Origin of the sequence: Corynebacterium sp. UMB10321 (genome assembly GCF_030228725.1) — a bacterium.
GTDB classification, from domain to species: domain Bacteria; phylum Actinomycetota; class Actinomycetes; order Mycobacteriales; family Mycobacteriaceae; genus Corynebacterium; species Corynebacterium pseudogenitalium.
The window spans coordinates 25,162-42,015 of record NZ_JASOZC010000010.1; the positions used below are offsets into that span (position 1 = coordinate 25,162).

Below are 16,854 nucleotides of genomic sequence, written 5' to 3' on the forward strand. Positions count from 1 at the left end.
TTATCAGCCTTGGTAGTTCTTCGCGTTGACCTGGCGCGCAATTTTGCCCGAGGATGAACGCGCGATCTCGCCCGGCGCGTAGAAGCGGATGTCTGCGGGCGCCAGTCCGTGCTTCGCGGTTACGGCGGAGCGGATCGCGGCGATGGCGTCGGCGTCATCTTCCGGGGTCGCTGTCTCGGCGCGCTCGACGAGCAGCACCAGCTTTTCGACGTCCTCCCCCGGCACCGCAAACGCCGCCACCGAATCCTTGCGCACATGTTCGCTGGCCTCCATGACGGTGGCCTCGATGTCCTGCGGGTAGTGGTTACGTCCTGCGACGACGATGAGGTCCTTGACGCGGCCGGTGATGTAGAGGTGGCCGTCGAGAAGCGTGCCGAGGTCCCCTGTTGCCAGCCAGCCGTCCTTCGGCAGGCCTTCCTGGAGCGTGGCGCCGATGGTGTTGCCGAAGGTGTCGGCGGTGTCGCGCGCGCGGTCCTGGTAGCCGAGGGCGATGTTCGGGCCGTGTGCCCACAGCTCGCCGATGGTGCCAGGCGCGACCTCGTCGTGGGTCTGCGGGTCGACGACGGCGAAGTGCATCCATGACACCGGCTGGCCGTTGGAGGCCATCACAACGCCGCCATCTGTCTCTACCGCAAGCCCCTCGGTGAGCTTGTCACGGTCGAGGGTGACGAACTTGGGGCGGTCCGGGGTCTGCGGGGTGGAAACGAGCAGGGTCGCCTCCGCGAGCCCGTAGGAGGGGCGCATCGCTTTGCGGTCCAGGTTGAATCCCTCGTAGGCCGCAATGAAGCTGTCGACGCTCGGCTTCGTCACCGGCTCAGAACCGATGACGAGGGCGTCGAGGACGGACAGGTCCAGGTCCTGCGGCGCGTGCCCGACGGCACGAGCGCACAGCTCGAGCGCGAAGTTGGGCGCCGCGGTGAAGACGTGGATGTCCTCCGGGTCGCTCTCGCAGCGACCGAGGCGTTCCACCCAGCGCATCGGCTGCTGGATGAAGTCACGCGGGGTGAATAGCTCGAACTCGCTGCCAAGGATGATCAGCATCATCGAGATGATGATGCCCATGTCGTGGTGCAGTGGCAGCCAGCACGGCACGCGCATCGGCTGTTCCAGCTTCGCCGCCGTATAGATCTGGATGACGTTAGACACGATGGACTCGTTGGTGAGCATCACGCCTGCCGGGTTGCGGGTGGAGCCGGAGGTGTACTGCAGGAAGGACACATGGTCCGACGTATCGACGTCCCCCTCCACCTGTCCGGCCACCCAGCCGGCAGCGAGCGTGTCCGGCAGCGCGTCGACCGCGATGATGCGCGGGCGTTCCTTGCCCGGCAGCTCCGCGAAGAAAGCGCGCACTGCTGGCGCGCCCTGCTTGTTGGTGAGCACCACGTTGGCCTCGGCGTCGGCGAGGACGGCGCGCAGGTGGCCTTCGTGGCCTGGCTCGGTCGGGTCGTAGAGCGGCACCGGGATCTGGCCAGCGTACATGGCACCCATGAATCCGAAGATGTACTCGGGGCAGTTGCCCGCCAGGATGGCCACGCGGTCCCCCGGCTTTCCGATCTGCTGCAGGCGCGCCGCCACCGACTTGATCCGTGTGTTTACTTCCGCGCGCGTGAACGTGCGCAGCGCCCCGTCCGGGTCTGCGGAGTAGTCCCACGAGCGGATGTTGACGGTGTCTGTCGCACCGGCCTGTGCGGCTGCCCCGTAGAGCATCTCGGTGAGGGCCGGGATGGTGAAGTTCGGCGGGAGTTTGATCTGGCCGGTCTCATCAATAAACCGCTGAATCAGTACTTGGAGATCCATGGGCACTCCTTGTAGTCAGGTCCTAGAATTAGTTAGTTTCTAGAAAGAATCAATTACGGACATTGCCCAATCTACAGCCCATTGCGGCGTAGTGGTACCCGGAATCACATCCGGGTTCGTGGCATACATCGCGTGATTGCCGTTGGCCAGCAACAACGCACTCGCGCGGTCCACCGCATTTCCGATATCCTGCGGCGCGTCACAGATGGAATCATTCGGCGCACAAATCTCATACGCGCGGTCAGCCACCTGGCCGAAGCCACCCTGCCGCGCACCGGTCATCGTTGCGCCTGGCGTCGCCGCGCTCACAACCATCTGCAGCGGGCGCAGCGCAATCTCAGCGCCAACACCGCTCAGCTCAACACCAGGGTTCACGCCGACGCCGTTCTCACGACGCCCGTCCGCAATCATCAACGAGCCCAGCAGGCGCTCCGGCGGCAACGCGTGCGTCCCCGCGCCAATCTGGTTCGTAATATCGCCCGCAATCACCGCGCCCTGCGAGAACCCTGCCACAATGAACTTCGTCGACGGACACTGCTCCGCCACGAACGCAATCTCGCCGTTCGCGCGCGCCGTGCCCTCAGCGCGGGACTCGTCGTAGCTCATCTCGTTGCGGCCCTGCGGAGTCTGGATGTTCCGGAACTGTGCCGTGTACGGCACCGTGAACACGCGCACCTGGTCAATCGAGTAGCGCTCCTGCAGCGGGTTCGTAATCGACAGCATAAAGCTGTTCGGGTTCGCCTGCGGGGCGAAGGGGTCGTCGTCAATTGACGATTCCCACGTGCCCGGAATCGAGACGAACTCCACCGCCGGGCACCAATCTGGCTCCTGGCGCGCCTCCGTCGACGTGCCCGGCTCACCCGGCTCAACGACACTCGGCCCGTCCTGGTTCTTGAGCCACTGGAATACCCCCAGCCCAATCGCCGCGAGCACCACAATGACCGCAGCTACAACGCCTGCTCTGCGCATATTACTCCCTTACTTGCACAGCTTGGACTGCGCGGTTTCACCAATCAGCGCCGCCACGGCATTCGCATCCAAATCGGTGCGGCGCTGCTCTACCAGCTGCCCCGCAACCGCATCGCGCGTCACGGAGTCACCATTGCACACCGTCGCGCCCGTCGCCGTCAACTGATCCTCGACGCCCTTCACATTCACGCCGCTTTGCTGCAGCTGGTCAAGGAACGCCTGCTCTTTCGGGCTAAACGTCGGCGCCTGCTCCGGAATCGAGGTCACCTCACGCGCCGGCTGATCCGCCGGGCCCTGGTTTTTCGACGCCGGCTTCGCTCCCTCCGACGTCGTCGCCTTCGCAGTGCCAGACGCCGACGACGTTGCCGTCGGCGGGGCCTGCGTCGCCGTCACGTCATCGCTCTCCACCGTCGTGCCACCGCAGGCCGCCAAGCCCAACGCGAGGCAGAGGCTTGCGCTCGTCAGCAGTCGCTTCATCGCCGCTCCTTACTTCCGCTCGCGGACCACGCCGTTGACCTGCTCCAGCGTTCCGTGCTGGAAGTCAATCACCAGTCCACCGGCAGGGATTTCGCGCATGTCCGAGGTCGGCCAGCCCATCGCGCCCTGCTCGTAGCCGCGCTTGCCCCACTCCTCGAAGATGTCGCCGTAGAGCACCACGTGTGCGCCGGTCTCTGGCGACCAGTAGATGTTGCCCTTCTCGAACTGCTGGAAGAACCCTCCGCGGATCGCGATCTCGTTGCTCTTCGGGTAGCCCAATGCGCTCGTCGCCGTGCCCAGCTCGCCGTACTTCTCAGCGATCGCGCCGTGGACAATGTTGTGGCTCTTGTCCGGGTTGCGGGTCAGGAACCCGCCCTGGAACTTCTGCACGTAGCCCTTGCCCACCTGGTTCGCCTCAGCAACCGGGTACTTCAGGTCGCCCGTCTCGTAGCCGTTCTCGCCCCAGGCCTTGAACATGTCGCCAGGGATAGCGTAGGCGCCAGTCTGCGGCGTCCAGTAAATCGAACCGTTCTCGAAGTGCACGAAGCGGCCAACGCCGTCTGGCGTCTTGGTCTCACCGGTGGTCGGGAAGCCGAGCCAGCTCGACGCGCCACCCAGGCCGCTGTACTTCGCCAGGATCGCGCCGAACAGCGGGTACGCACCCGTCTTCGGGGACCAGAACGCGGTACCACCACGGAAGTCCTCGGCCTTGCCCTTGCCGTCAGCGACGTCGTACTCGTTATTCACGCAGCTACCGATCACACCAGACTTCGTCGCCTCAGCAATCGCGCCCACCGGGCTACAGTCCGAACCGCGGTCAGCCTCCGCCAACGCCAACGCATTCGCGATGTACGGCCAGGCCTGCGTCATCTCAAACTGCCAGTACTCCCACGAGTGCACGCCCGACGGACGGAACTTCACAACCGGCTTCACCGGCGTCCGCGACGCGTAATCGACGAAGGTCTGCGTCGACAAGCGAGAAATCACCTCAAGCCCGACACCAGCCGGGTTCGCAGCGCCCTTCGCCACCGACTCCGGGTTACCAAAGTCATCGCGGCCCGAGCCCGAGGACACGTACACCGTCATGTCCTTCAACGCCTCAATGCCAAGCTTCGGGTCGTGGTCAATCCAGTCCTGCGACCCAGCCGGGCCCCACATCGCCTCCGAGTCGTAGCCGCCCGCATCCATCTGCGCGGCCTTAATCGCCGTCGGCATACCCGTGGTTGTGGTGTCCAAGTAACCAGAGAAGGAACCCACGAACTTGAACAGGTGCGGGTTACGCTCCGCCAGGTTAATCGCGGCAGTACCACCCATCGAGATACCCACCACGGCACGGCTATCATTCGAGCGGAACTCGTTATTGAGCACCGGGACGAGCTCCTTCGTCAAGAAGGTCTCCCACTTGTAATTCTTCCCGTTGTTCGGGCGCTGCCAATCCGAATAGAACGAAGACTCACCACCAACCGGCAGGATCACGTTCACGTTCTTGTCAGCGTAGAACTGCTCAATATTCGTCTCGATGGTCCAGCCATTCTCATCATCACGAGCACGCAGACCATCCAGCGCCCACACCTCAGGGAACTTCGCCTGCGGATTCGAGTGCCAGTCACGCGCCAGCAGGATCTGCACCTGCATCAGCTGCTCCGGCATCGCCGCCGAACGAATAAACACAGCCACGCGGCGGTTCGTCAACCACTCAATGCGGTCCACGCTCACACCTTCAGGCAGGCCCGGGATCTGCGGGTTCTTATCAACCTCAATCGGCGTCCGCTTCGGCGGGTCCGACGGCCGAATATTATCCGACAGCCCACCACGGTTACTCGACAGCGGCAACGACGACTGCGCCGCAGCCGACGTCGACAACACCGGAACTAACGACGCCACCATCGGCACCGCCGCCGCAACAATCGCAGCCTTCTTCATCCGATTCATAGGGGAACGGGTCTCACGCATGAATTTCCTGCCTCAACTCTTCTTCTGGGCTTTTGCCATTTTTTGGGTGTGCACAACCAGCGCCGCGTGCTCTACAGCCAACTCCGAGGGTTCCCCTCCCCCGGAATCAACCAGCGACGGCGCTAACAAATCACTCTAAAGGTTAAGTATGCCTTGAGAGTTTAGCCACCAGACACGCCGGAGCGCCACCGAGTTATTTGGCGTTGGGTGGGGCGCGTGCACCAAATCCCCTCGGCGAGGGCCTGCGAACTGGGTGTTTGCAGATCAGCGCGCGAAAATCCAGGAATTTGGTGCACACCGGAGTTAGGCAGACACCAAATTCCCTCCCGCAAGCCACGCCACCTGGGGAAACGCAAAACCCGCCCACCAAACCAAGGAATTTGGTGCGCAGATCGGGGAGCGAGTGGCAGAGGACGCAATTCATGCTCGGGGACGGGGTAAAAGCCCAGGTCGTCAAAACTGGGGTGCGTCTTTTGTCACTCACCCTCGTACACCAAGCACCAAATTCCCTCAGCGAGAGTCAGCGACCTGGGCGTTTGCAGATCAGCACGCGAGAATCCAGGAATTTGGTGCACACCGGAGTTAGGCAGACACCAAATTCCCTCCCGCGAGCCGCACCACCTGGGGAAACGCAAAACCCGCCCACCAAATCAAGGAATTTGGTGCGCGGGAGCCAAGAAGTGCAAGGGCCAAAAACTACCAGGCGTTCATCACGTTGAGGATGCGAGGCTTCGTGTACTCAAGCTGCTGGCCGAACTGTTCCCAGTTGTGCAGGCCAACAGGTGTGAACACGGCGGTGTGCTTGACGCCGGTGGCTGTGGCCTTGGCGCTCCACAGGCGTGTGGTGAAGTTCGCGACCATCTCCAGCGCGATGCCGGCGGCCTTGTGCTGTGGCAGGTAGCGGTCGTCGCGTGCGGATGGAGTGCCGCTTCCGGCGGAGACGTAGACGTCGCGGCCCCGCAGGTTACCCATGTTCAGGAATGGGTCGTTCTCGTAGCGGCGGGGATCAAAGATGGAGCCCCACATGGCGTTGAGGTTGTAGAGGCCGCCGTCGAGAAGTGCGAGGCGCAGCGCGGTTTGGGCGCCGGGGATGGTGGTGGTGAGGTAGCCGGAATAGGACAGCACCTGGCGGAACTGCTGCGGGTGCAGCGCGGCGAGGTTGATCGCGGCGGTGCCGCCCATGGACAGGCCGAGGATGGAGTTGTTCGTCGGGGATACGCCGAAGTGGCGCTGCAGGTATGCGGGCAGCTCCTTGGACAGGAAGGTGTCCCACTTGTAGGTGACGGGGCTGTTGAAGTTGTAGGTGGCTGGCGCGTTCCAGTCGGTGTAGAAGGAAGACTGGCCGCCGACCGGCATCACGAGGGTGATGTTGTGGTTGACGAAGGTGCGTGCTGCGTTGACGTCTTGGACCCAGGCGTTGGTGCGTTCGGTGGCGCGGAGGCCGTCGAGCATGTAGAGGCCGGCGTTGCCGCCGCGCTGAGCGGGCTGGATCTGGACGGTGATGTGGCGGCCCATTGCTGGCGACCAGACGGTGCAGCGTTGTACCCAGTAGCCGACGCGGTCCCATTCGCAGGTGCCGGTGGAGTCGGGGCGCAGCCAGTCACGGTTGGCGGCTTGTGCTTGGGGGGCGGCGACGATCATCGACAGCGCGGTCAGGAGCGCTACCACTAGGCCCATGAGTCCGTGGCGGTTCTTCATACAGCGTTTCCCTTTCTCAGCAGTTTGCTACCAAACTACACGGGTACCGCTATGGATACCCAAATCCTCGCCTTGGCTGAGCCGTGCCTGTTCGTCGTCTGTGAGGTAGCTGAGGTAGGTGGAGGGGTCGTCGGAAAGCTGGAGGGTTCGGCCGTTACCCAGCGAGTATTTGATGTTCTTCCAGAAGCGTTCGCGGCTCATTGGCTCGCGGGACGTGGCGAGCAGCTCGGCTATTTCGGGGCTACGGAGTGCGGCGCGGGCTTGGCGCGCTTCCTCCTGGTCGATCCACTCGGGAACCTTTGAGAGGTCGACGGCCGTGTCCGCAACTTGCCATTCGGCGGCGAGCTGCTTGTCGTGCCCGACGCGCCCTTCGGGGTCGCGCGGCATACGGGCCGCGAGCGGCGTCGCAAGTCCGACGGTGTCGAGGACGCGGACGTCGAGAGGCGCGTTCATGCTGGTCATGCCGAGGTTGATCAGGTAGAGCGACAACTGGTAGGCCTGCAAGTTACTGTCTGCGTCGGGGACGCGGGGGCGCGGGTACCAGGAGTAGAGCTCCGGGTCGCGGCTGATAAGCCCCGGTGCGATTTGGGCGGCGTGGGCGTCGCGGGCCTCGATGACAGCGTCTGTGTAGTTCGTCATGAGTTTCGAGCCCAGGAAGTCTTCGGCGTAGCGCGGCGGGTTGTCTGGTTCGCGGTTGACGGCCATCGTCCAGAACTCGCGCTCGTCAACGATGCCGAGCTCTTTCGCCGTCCTGCTGTGGATGTCCTCGTCGAGCGGGTGGGCACGCACCACAATTATCGACGCCCACACCGCCACCACCAGCGCAACCACCACGTTGAGGCGCGTCAGTGGGGCGGCCATCACCGGCAGCAGCAGCGCGAAGAGCGGCAGCAGCCACATGCGTCCGTGCATGAAGTCGCCGCCGACGCGTAGCACGTACAGGATGTGGATCAGCGCGCACCCCACGACGAGCGCCACGATGGCGGCGCGACGTCCGGTGACGAGGAAGCGTCGTAAAGAAATAAGGAGTACCGCGATGACCAGCAGGAGCGGCAGGTAGAGCGCGTAGGGCCCGATGAAGTCCCAGGCGTACTTGGCGCCTTCGGCCCACTCGCTGCCGGAGGCGGACTTGGCCACTGCGGTGTGCGGGGTGAGCAGGCCGTAGTAGCCCATGCGGAAGATCTGGTACGCGGCGGGCACGGGCAGCGCTGCCGCCAGGATGCCGAGCGTCTTGCGCGGCGAGTACACCAGCAGGACCAGGCCGGTCAGCCCGCCGTAGAGTGCCAGCTCTGGGCGGACCAGCCAGGACAGTCCGCACCAGAAGGCCAGCCAGTAGCCGACCACGGGGGCGGCGCGGCGCGCGGTGCCGCCCGCCCACTGGACGAGTAGCGCCCACCACGCCGCCAGCCACAGCAGGGACAGGCCCCACTCCAGCCCGGAGGTGGCAAAGTCGCGCGCGGGCGGCAGGGCGAAGTAGACCAAGATGCCCAGCGGCACCACCGGCGCGGTGCGCCAGAACCTGCCCGCAGCGTAGGTGGCCAGCACCGCCGCGACGACGGTGCACAGCAGCGCGAGCCACATCGCGATGGTTTCCAGGCGGGCGTCGCTGACCATCGCGAAGGCGGTGATCAAGTACTGCCACAGCGTGGAGGTGTTCGCCTCCACGCGCTCGCCTGCGTTGAAGACTGGGCCATTGCCGGCCAGCAGGTTGCGCACGGTGCGCAGGACGATGAGGCCGTCGTCAGACATCCAGCGCCTGGTCCACCCGCCCCAAAATGCGAACACGCCCGCAATGGCGCACGACAGCAGCAGCGTCACCCGGGCGTTGATCTTCATTGCGCCAATGTTACTAAGCCAGCGCTGGCACCACGTAAACTGCCAGCACAATGCACAGGATCCAGGCTGCGGCCAGCATCTGCAGCACGCGGTCTTCCAGGGCAATCTCGTCAGGCGCGCCGCCGTGACCACCGTCAACCTTCGCGGCGTAGCGCAGGATCGCGATCACAAACGGCACCATCGAGATCTGGTACCAGACCGCGGCCGCGCCTTCGACCGAGTTGGAGAGCTGGAAGCCCCACAGGGCGTAGCTCATCACGACGGCGGTCGCGGACAGGGTCCACACGAAGCGCAGGTAGGTGGCCGTGTAGCCCTCCAGGGCCTTGCGGATCTTCGCGCCAGTCTCCTGCGCCAGCAGCAGCTCCGCGTAGCGCTTGCCCGACGCCATGAACAGCGAGCCGAACGCCGCGACCAGCAGGAACCACTGCGACAGGTCAATGTTCGCCGCCACGCCACCGGCCATGGTGCGCAGCATGAACCCGGAGGACACCAGCGCGATGTCGATGACCGGGATGTGCTTCCAGCCGAAGCAGTAGCCCAGCTGCAGCGCAATATAGATGCCAATCACGAGGGCGAGGGCGAAGCCGTCCGTCGCTAAGAAGGAGAGGCCAAGCGCTGCGACGATGAGCACCACCGCCATCGCGTAGGCCAGGTTGATCGGCAGCATGCCCGAGGCGATCGGGCGGAAGCGCTTCGTCGGGTGCTCGCGGTCACTGTCCACGTCGCGGGCGTCGTTGACCAGGTAGATCGAGGAGGCGCCGAAGCAGAACACCACGAACGCCAACAGCACGTCCAGCGCGGTGCGGGAGGTCCATGCCTCCGTCCCGGCGGCCAGCGGAGCCGCCAGCACCAGGACGTTCTTCACCCACTGCTTCGGGCGAAGGCCCTTCACCATGGCGTCGGGAAGGTTCTTGGGCGGGACGCGTACCTGCTGGTAGTCGACGCCCTCAGTGTGGGGCTCCGGCTTCAAAAAGGGTTCGTGCGGTTGCGTGTTGCTCACTTCAGCTGCCTTTCCACCTCGATCGTCGCTTTGGCGCACCCGGCGCCGAGCAAAGCACCGACAATAGTATCCGTCGGGTAGTGGACGCCAAGGAGGTTGCGGGAGAACATCATCACCGGTACGAGCAGCAGCGGCCATTTCTTGCCCGTGATGTCCATCAGGTGCACCGCGGCCGCGCCCGTGTTCGTCGCATGCGAGCTAGGGAACGACAGTTTCGACGGGGTGGCCACGCCAATGTTCACGCGGGGGTCATGCGGCCTTGGGCGCCGCACAATCCGCTTGATGACGACGCTCGCCGCGTGCGCCACGAAGGTGCCCACGCCCAGCGCCAGCCACTTCGAGCGCCTCTTCTTATCGACGCCCGCCCCGAGCCCCGCGACGGCCAACCAGCCAAGGTCGTGCTCGCCGAAGTGGCTCAGGCCCCTGGCCGCCTTGACGGCTGCCGGGGTGTACGCCGCGTTCTGGATCGCGACAAGGATATCAGCCTCACGCTTGCTCATCGAACACCTTCCCCCAGTTCTCTGCGCTGGTCAGCGCCGGTTTCGCGCTCTGGTACTGCTGGCGCAGTTCCTGCCAGCGCTCCTTGATTTCTTCCTGTAGCGCTTTGGTTTCGCGCAGCAGGTCGTCGGCAAGCGCCTTGTTGCGCTTGCGGAATGCCACACCCGTGCCACCTGCCGTGGCCACCGTCGCCGAGTCGAGGCGGGCCAGCGTGAACCAGCGGGCCTCCTCCGCGGTGAGGTTCAGCTGCGGCGCCTCCCAGTGCTCCTGGTTCTCCTGGGCGAACTGGTGGCGCAGCGCCTTGATTGCCCACGGGATCTTCTTCAGCTTGGCCAGGCGCCCGCCGATGTTCTTGGTGGGTACGCCCGGCGCGCCCGTCGGCGCTGGCAGCTCCGTTGCGGAGGCGACAACCTTGGCGTCGTCGTAGTTGGCGCGGATCTTCTGAATGCGCGGCAGCGAGGTCTCGAGGATGTCGAACAGCTGGTCCGGGCCTGCGAGGAAGTCCTTCATAGCCTCCAGCTGGATGGCCATGGTGGAGTACTCCATGCACATGATGTGCTTGTAGGTGGACTTCAGCATGTTCTTCAGCATCGCGTCCGGGGCCTCCGGTCCGTACAGGGAGGCGACGATGAGGCGGTTACGCATGTGGAAGTACGCCTGCCAATCGATGGCATCGTCCTTATCTGCCCAGGCCATGTGCCAGATTGCCACGCCCGGCCACGTCACCGTGGGGAAGCCGGCCTGCTTGGCGCGCAGGGCGTACTCGTTGTCGTCCCACTTGATGAACAGCGGCATCGGAAGGCCGAGCTTCTCCGCGACGACGCGTGGGAAGAGGTTCATCCACCAGCCGTTGTAGTCCACATCGACGCGGCGGTGCAGGGCACGCGACGTGGTCTTGCGAGGGTCCAGCTCTTCTTCCTCGGTGCCGAGGTAGCCCAGCGGGTACTTGGCAAAGTCGTGGTCGTACACCGCGTGCTCCGCGGCGCGGAACATGAACACATCCTTATCGACGGCCTCTCCCGTCGTCCGCAGCTGCGACCGGTCCTGCAGGTTCAGCATCTGGCCGCCGACCAGGATCGGGGCCTTCGCGTAGCGGGCGGCCTGCACCGCGCGCAGGATCGAATCCGGCTCGATCGCGATGTCGTCGTCCATGTAGAGGATGTATGGGGCATCCGTGGTGCGCAGCGCCTCGTACATGATGCGGCCGTAGCCGCCCGAGCCGCCCAGGTTGCCCTGGCGGAAGATCTGCAGCTTGCCCTGCAGGTTCTTCTCCGCCTCCTTGAAGTCCGGTAGGTCAGACGGGTGCTGGTCGCCCTGGTCGGGCATCAGCACATCGGAGATCGATTCGAGCACGAACGGGTCCTCTGCCAGCGCGTGGAGGGCGTTGACGGCGTCGCGAGGCCTATTGAACGTCGGGATACCCACCGCGACCTGCTTCGGCTCCGGGCCGGTGGTCGTGCCATCCGGCATCGTCTGGGCCTCCGGCTCCTTGTCAGAGAACCAACCCGCGTTGCGGATCGTCGTGTCCGTTTCCGCCGTGACGTCGAACCACAGCCAGCCGCCGTCCTCGAAGTTGCGCAGCGGCAGCACTACCTCCAGCACGCCGTCGCTGGCCTCAGCGTTTTGCACAGCGATGCGCTTACCGTCGTGCTTCGAGCGGTAAATGGAGACAGTCGCCTGCCCCTCAACTTCCATCGCCAGCACAACGTTTTCCAGCTGCGACCAGCGCCGCCAATAGGATGCCGGGAACGCGTTGAAGTACGTCTCGAAGGAAACTTCCTCCCCGGCGGGGATGGATACGCTCGTCCGGTCCGCCCACGTCAAGCGCTGCTTGTTCTGCTCTGCCTCGATGAGGTACAGCATGCGAACGTCGTGCGGTTCGCCCTTCTTCGGCATCAGCACTCGCTGAAGGACTTCTACTGCAGTCGTGGTTTCCACAGGTCTCACTTTCGGTGCCTAGTTAGAGTTTCGTCCTAAGCGTAGTGCGTTCGCGGGCGCCGGTGCATGTTCGGCGCTCTCATATGTGGGTGCCCATAAAAATCTGGCGGGCACCAACCCCCTCGTCGGTGCCCGCCAGTTCGCGTTCGCTCTGTGTTAGTTGTTAGTTCGATGCGCGGTCGATCGCCTCAAGGATCGTGCGCGTATCGTACGTGAGCAAGTATTTGAGGAACTTCATGACACTCTCCCTTCGGTTTCATTTACTTTGTTGACCGTTTGTTAACTTGCTGTTCACTTTAAAGAATTAGTGGGTGAAAGTCAAGCATTTATTTTCACCCACTATCTCGCTTTTCCGTTTACGCAGTTCAGGGCAGCCTTTCGACGCCCCCACCGTTACCCCTGTGACTGGTGTGAAACTGTGCTAGGTTGCAACCATGAACCGCAAAGCCCTCGGAGCACTCGCCGCCTACTGCTGCGTCGTCATTGCGTTAACAATGTGTAAAGCGTTCTTCCGCATCGGCTACCTCTGGGATCCAGCCAACCAACGCCGCCGCGGCCTCTCGCTGCAACCCCTCGCCGAGCTTCACGACGCCCAATCCTGGTTCGCGCCCATCTTCGGCTACGGCGGCAACATCGCCTTCTTCATCCCCGTCGGCGTGCTCGCATACGTTGCCTTCCGCGACGCCCGCTGGGCCGTGCTGTTCGGGTTCGGGCTGAGCCTGGCCGTCGAAACGGGACAATACATCTTCTCGCTCGGCTACTCAGATATCGACGACCTCCTCATGAACACCGTGGGCACCCTGGTGGGCGTCGGCATCGCCCGCGCATGCGGCCCGCGGCTGCACACCTTCTGGATCATGCTCGGCTACGTCGTGCCACTGTGCTTCCTCGGCCTCGTACTCGCCGGCGAGCGACTCGGCGACCCCTCCAAGGTCACCGAAGTCTACTGACATGCACTAGCCTTGCAACCTATGGATTTCTTGATTGGCGGGGCAGGAATTTTGCTCTCAGCGTTTGCTGTCATGTTCATCTCAGGCTCGACAGGCGCTATCATCGCGGCCGCCTGCGCGATCGTGGGAGTGGTGTTCCTTATTAAAGGTGCGCAGCGCTAGCGCCTCCGCACCAGCTGGACCGCGCTCAACAACACCACCAGGCCGATGGGAATGAGGAACATAAAGAGGTTGATGATCGGCAGGGACATCTCCGCCCGATACTCTTCCCACCGCGCCACCGCCATCGACCCCCACCCGACCACCAGGCACACCGCGGCTAACCACACCGTCACAACTGCCCTTCTGTAGCCGCGCCCCCACGCAGCTTGCGTGAACCAGACCGCACCGCCCAGCGCAAGCAGCGCCGTCGATGCCTCCACGATGCCGCACACCATGGTCATAGTCATGAATTCCACGGAGCTACCGAGCAGGATCTGCGTACCGATCGCCAGCGCAAGACACACAACCATCGCCGTCGCGTAGGTCCGGAGAATGCTTCGAGGTTCCATGTGCACATGGTACAGAGGTTTCCCCTCCTATCCTTTTTGAAAAAGTTCCCCGCCCAACTTTTTCAGTGACCACCACCCGCGGAACAGCACGTCACCCCCTTCGCTACGGACCCAACGCCCCAATCGGCGCAACAATCACACCGTCCGCACGCCTGTGGACCGGACCCCCTGAGGTCACGATGAGCAAAACTGTTTCCTGTTCAAGCTGATCCGCAAACCGTTTAAGCGTATCTGCGGCGTGGTCAAGAATCTCTGGCGTATAGCCAAGCTTCACTTCGACGAGTAGATCAACATCGTCAAAGCTGACTACAGCATCCACTTCGAGCTTTGTATTCAGCCTTGCGTGGTACACCGTCTTGCCAGTCAAAGCGCGTAATTCGTGCACAACGAGCGACTCAAACAGTTGCCCAAAATAGCGGGCATCCTGCATCAGATGATGTGGGCCTCGCTCAAGGACAGCCATGGCGAACGAAGGGTCAGCGAGGTGACGCTTGGGAGACTTTCGCAACGTTGCTTTTGTCCTCAGGTGAGTCGACCAGGCTGGTTGATCCACGGAGACGAAAATCCGAGAAAGCGCGTCAAGGTAGTCACGCGCTGTATCGCGACTCACTTCGACGTCGGTTGCAATCGTCTGTAGGCCAAGCTCTGTCCCCACGGCTCTTGCAATAGAGCGCAAAACTCTACGAACCCGTTCCGAGTCGCGAGTCACATCCCCAACCGTGTGAATGTCTACGTCCGCGACTGTTTGCATGTAGTCGCGGACGTTTTGAATGGCATCTTCCAAAGAAAGATCCATATTGTAGGGCAGGCCACCACGACACATCCGATTCGCTAAATCCGCAAATGCGAGTGGCGGAGTTGCAAAAGCAGGAGACTTGCCAGCAACGACATCCCGCAAAGATACCGAGCCATCCGATTCGCCCGATTCAAATAGAGTCATGGTCGACATTGTCAATCGCGCAAATCTACCTGCCCCGGAGTGGCGAGTCGCGTTCACCCCAGGCGCTGTCGAGCCTGTGAAAATGAACTGCCCTTTCGCTTTGCGTCGATCAATTTCGTGTCGCGCAAAATCCCACAGGCGAGGATGCAGTTGCCACTCGTCGAAAAGGCGAGGTGCCTCCCCATCGAGCAGTAACCGTGGATCGGTAGCCATCGCCAATGGGACGCTGGGATCGGTTTCAACATTCAAAATGCTTCCCGCTTGTCGGCTTGCCGTCTCTGTTTTCCCGCAGCCTTTTGGTCCCTGGATGAGCACCCCACCTTGCCGCCGAAGCGCTGCCTCTAATTGAGCGTCCGCAATGCGAGCAATATACGAATCCACCATGAGGATAAATCATAGCCATGAACTGCCTATTCCACACTTTGAAATGGTTTCACTCGTCATTTTGAAATACTTTTACTCGGCAGTTTGGAATGGTTTTACTCGCCACTTTGAAATCCACTCCTACCAAAACCGAAAATCTGCTACAGCCTTGCCCCTGGCCTGGAATACGAGACACGTTGTGCGGCCCCGCTGCCGGGATAGCCGCGCGTAAATCTGCTAACGCCACCGAAGCCATTCCTATCCGCTCGACTGAGAGAGGCTTCATGGCTACGTCTCCATCCTCGGCAGCTCAGGCTGCAGAAAACCGGCCGCTGTCCATTATGTTTGCGGCGGCGCTTGCTGCGTTTATCGCTACGTTTAATGAAACGTTCCTCAACGTCGGCTTCACCAACATCATGGCCGACTTCAACATTGGCGTCTCGACTGTCCAGTGGCTCGCCACGGCATACATGCTGGGCGCGGCCGTCATGACGCCCACCACGGGCTTCGTCGCCGACGGCGACGTGCTCGACGTCATCGGCGACTCCGTCCCGGCGCTCACCACACCGTATGCGCTGCTCGCGCACAACGACTCGACGAAGTTCGGTACCGACGTCGCCGTAGTCCTCGACCGGCCAATCGTCTCCATCGCGACCAAGTCCGTCATCACGGTCAACGTCAACAACGACCTCGGGCACATCTCCTCCGTCCTCGCCGATAAACACCTAAAGAAGGCGCTGGTTGTGGCGGATGACGGCACCGTCGTGGGCATCATCAACCGCTACCTCGTATCGACGTTCGTCGACCCGGTCCCGAGCGCCTAGACAAGGATTGCCCATTAGGCAAGGCATACCTTAGAGTGGTCACGTTGGGTCAGGGAGACCTAACGCGAAATTCTTTAACCACCTACGAAAGGTGCAACCTTGACACTCTTTACCCCTCGCGCCCTGAAGGGGATCGCAGCCACGTTCACTGCGGCGCTCATGCTTGCCAGCTGCTCCACCGGATCAAGCGATTCGACAACCGCTCCCGAAACCTCCAATGCCAACGGGTCAGAGGAGCGCATTGTGACAATGGGTCTCGGCGACGTCGATACGGTCCTTGCGCTCGGTGAACAACCGGTCGGTTACGCCACCTGGCAACAGGAAGGTTCGGGAGACCCTTCCGGACTTGGACCATGGGCCAAGGACAAACTCACAGTCGACCCAAACCCGATCCGGGATACGACCACCGAGTTCAGCACCGACACTGCCGAAAGAGTTGCCTCGCTCAACCCGACAAAGATCATTGCGGTGAACAGTGGTCTCGAAGCTGACAAGAAGGCGCTGCTCGAGCAAATTGCGCCAACTACCTTCCACTCGGATGCATACGAAGATTGGCAAGTGCCGTGGGATGAGCAGATTAAGGAAATCTCCAAGGCGTTGAATAAGGAAGCCGAAGGCGAAAAACTCATCGCCGCTTCCGAGCAGGCTTTCCAAGATTTCCGCGAAGCTCACCCTGAGTTGCAAGGCAAAACAGCGGTAATCGGCATGCCTTACGACGGAAAGTTTGGCGTATACACCTCGGGCGACGGCCGCGGCTCCTTCATTGAAAAGCTTGGTTTCAAGATCCCAGAGAAGTTCAACGGCGATGGCTCCAGCTTCTTCCTCGACTGGTCGCCTGAAAACTACGTCGACTTCAACGACGTGGACTACCTCTTCGTGCTGGACTACTACGGCGCAATCGATGCGCTGAAGAACGACGAGAATTTCATGGACCTTGATGTCAACAAGCGTGGCGGGGTCTACTGGCTAGACACCGATACCGCCAATGCAATGAGCATGCCGAACCCCCTCACCATCCCGTACGCAATCGAGCAAATCAAAAAGTCGCTCTAGAAGTGGT

Annotated in this window: 15 protein-coding genes; 4 read left to right on the top strand and 11 right to left on the bottom strand. The window is 62.3% G+C overall.

What is annotated here, in order from left to right:
- Positions 1–3: 3 nt before the first annotated feature.
- The 9 genes from QP752_RS09260 to QP752_RS09300 all read right to left on the bottom strand — a co-directional run bounded on the left by QP752_RS09260 (position 4) and on the right by QP752_RS09300 (position 12,166).
- Positions 4–1,797: a FadD32-like long-chain-fatty-acid--AMP ligase gene (locus QP752_RS09260; RefSeq protein WP_284805329.1), complete on the bottom strand. Its 1,794-nt coding sequence runs from the start codon at positions 1,795–1,797 to the stop codon at positions 4–6.
- A 39-nt stretch (positions 1,798–1,836) separates the two neighbouring features.
- Positions 1,837–2,766, bottom strand: a complete 930-nt coding sequence (locus tag QP752_RS09265) for a cutinase family protein (RefSeq protein ID WP_284805330.1) — start codon at positions 2,764–2,766, stop codon at positions 1,837–1,839.
- Positions 2,767–2,775: 9 nt separating this feature from the next.
- Positions 2,776–3,243, bottom strand: coding sequence for a DUF732 domain-containing protein (locus QP752_RS09270; RefSeq protein ID WP_070479656.1), 468 nt, complete (start codon positions 3,241–3,243; stop codon positions 2,776–2,778).
- A gap of 9 nt (positions 3,244–3,252) precedes the next feature.
- Positions 3,253–5,196 carry an alpha/beta hydrolase-fold protein gene (locus QP752_RS09275; protein WP_070361776.1) on the bottom strand — a complete coding sequence of 648 codons (1,944 nt, stop codon included), beginning with the start codon at positions 5,194–5,196 and terminating at the stop codon, positions 3,253–3,255.
- Positions 5,197–5,892: 696 nt separating this feature from the next.
- Entirely contained in the window at positions 5,893–6,894 is a 1,002-nt protein-coding gene (locus QP752_RS09280; protein ID WP_070361775.1) for an alpha/beta hydrolase family protein, read from the bottom strand.
- A gap of 27 nt (positions 6,895–6,921) precedes the next feature.
- On the bottom strand, positions 6,922–8,730 hold the full coding sequence (locus QP752_RS09285; protein ID WP_284805331.1) for a hypothetical protein: 1,809 nt from the start codon (positions 8,728–8,730) through the stop codon (positions 6,922–6,924).
- 13 nt (positions 8,731–8,743) lie between these two features.
- Positions 8,744–9,730 carry a decaprenyl-phosphate phosphoribosyltransferase gene (locus tag QP752_RS09290; RefSeq protein WP_070361773.1) on the bottom strand — a complete coding sequence of 329 codons (987 nt, stop codon included), beginning with the start codon at positions 9,728–9,730 and terminating at the stop codon, positions 8,744–8,746.
- Positions 9,727–10,230 (bottom strand): phosphatase PAP2 family protein, encoded by a 504-nt coding sequence (locus QP752_RS09295; protein WP_252931641.1) that lies wholly within the window; start codon positions 10,228–10,230, stop codon positions 9,727–9,729. Before QP752_RS09295 ends, QP752_RS09290 begins: the two co-directional genes overlap by 4 nt.
- Positions 10,217–12,166 (bottom strand): glycosyltransferase, encoded by a 1,950-nt coding sequence (locus QP752_RS09300; RefSeq protein ID WP_284805332.1) that lies wholly within the window; start codon positions 12,164–12,166, stop codon positions 10,217–10,219. Before QP752_RS09300 ends, QP752_RS09295 begins: the two co-directional genes overlap by 14 nt.
- Positions 12,167–12,600: 434 nt before the next feature.
- On the opposite strand from QP752_RS09300, the gene QP752_RS09305 reads away from it, so the two are divergent.
- Complete coding sequence (locus QP752_RS09305; protein ID WP_284805333.1) at positions 12,601–13,116, top strand: VanZ family protein; 516 nt, start codon at positions 12,601–12,603, stop codon at positions 13,114–13,116.
- Positions 13,117–13,137: 21 nt separating this feature from the next.
- Positions 13,138–13,278, top strand: coding sequence for a hypothetical protein (locus QP752_RS09310; protein ID WP_168156157.1), 141 nt, complete (start codon positions 13,138–13,140; stop codon positions 13,276–13,278).
- Here the strand turns inward: QP752_RS09310 and QP752_RS09315 are convergent.
- Both QP752_RS09315 and QP752_RS09320 read right to left on the bottom strand, forming a co-directional pair.
- A complete protein-coding gene (locus QP752_RS09315) occupies positions 13,275–13,667 on the bottom strand; it encodes a hypothetical protein (RefSeq protein ID WP_141742289.1) in 393 nt (130 codons plus the stop codon). The genes QP752_RS09310 and QP752_RS09315 overlap by 4 nt on opposite strands.
- Before the next feature lie 103 nt (positions 13,668–13,770).
- Entirely contained in the window at positions 13,771–14,991 is a 1,221-nt protein-coding gene (locus tag QP752_RS09320) for an ATP-binding protein (protein ID WP_284805334.1), read from the bottom strand.
- 263 nt (positions 14,992–15,254) lie between these two features.
- Here QP752_RS09320 and QP752_RS09325 point away from each other — a divergent pair, with 263 nt between their 5' ends.
- Both QP752_RS09325 and QP752_RS09330 read left to right on the top strand, forming a co-directional pair.
- Positions 15,255–15,794 carry a hypothetical protein gene (locus QP752_RS09325; RefSeq protein ID WP_284805335.1) on the top strand — a complete coding sequence of 180 codons (540 nt, stop codon included), beginning with the start codon at positions 15,255–15,257 and terminating at the stop codon, positions 15,792–15,794.
- Between the two features lie 99 nt (positions 15,795–15,893).
- Complete coding sequence (locus tag QP752_RS09330; protein WP_284805336.1) at positions 15,894–16,847, top strand: iron-siderophore ABC transporter substrate-binding protein; 954 nt, start codon at positions 15,894–15,896, stop codon at positions 16,845–16,847.
- The last annotated feature ends 7 nt before the right edge of the window (positions 16,848–16,854 follow it).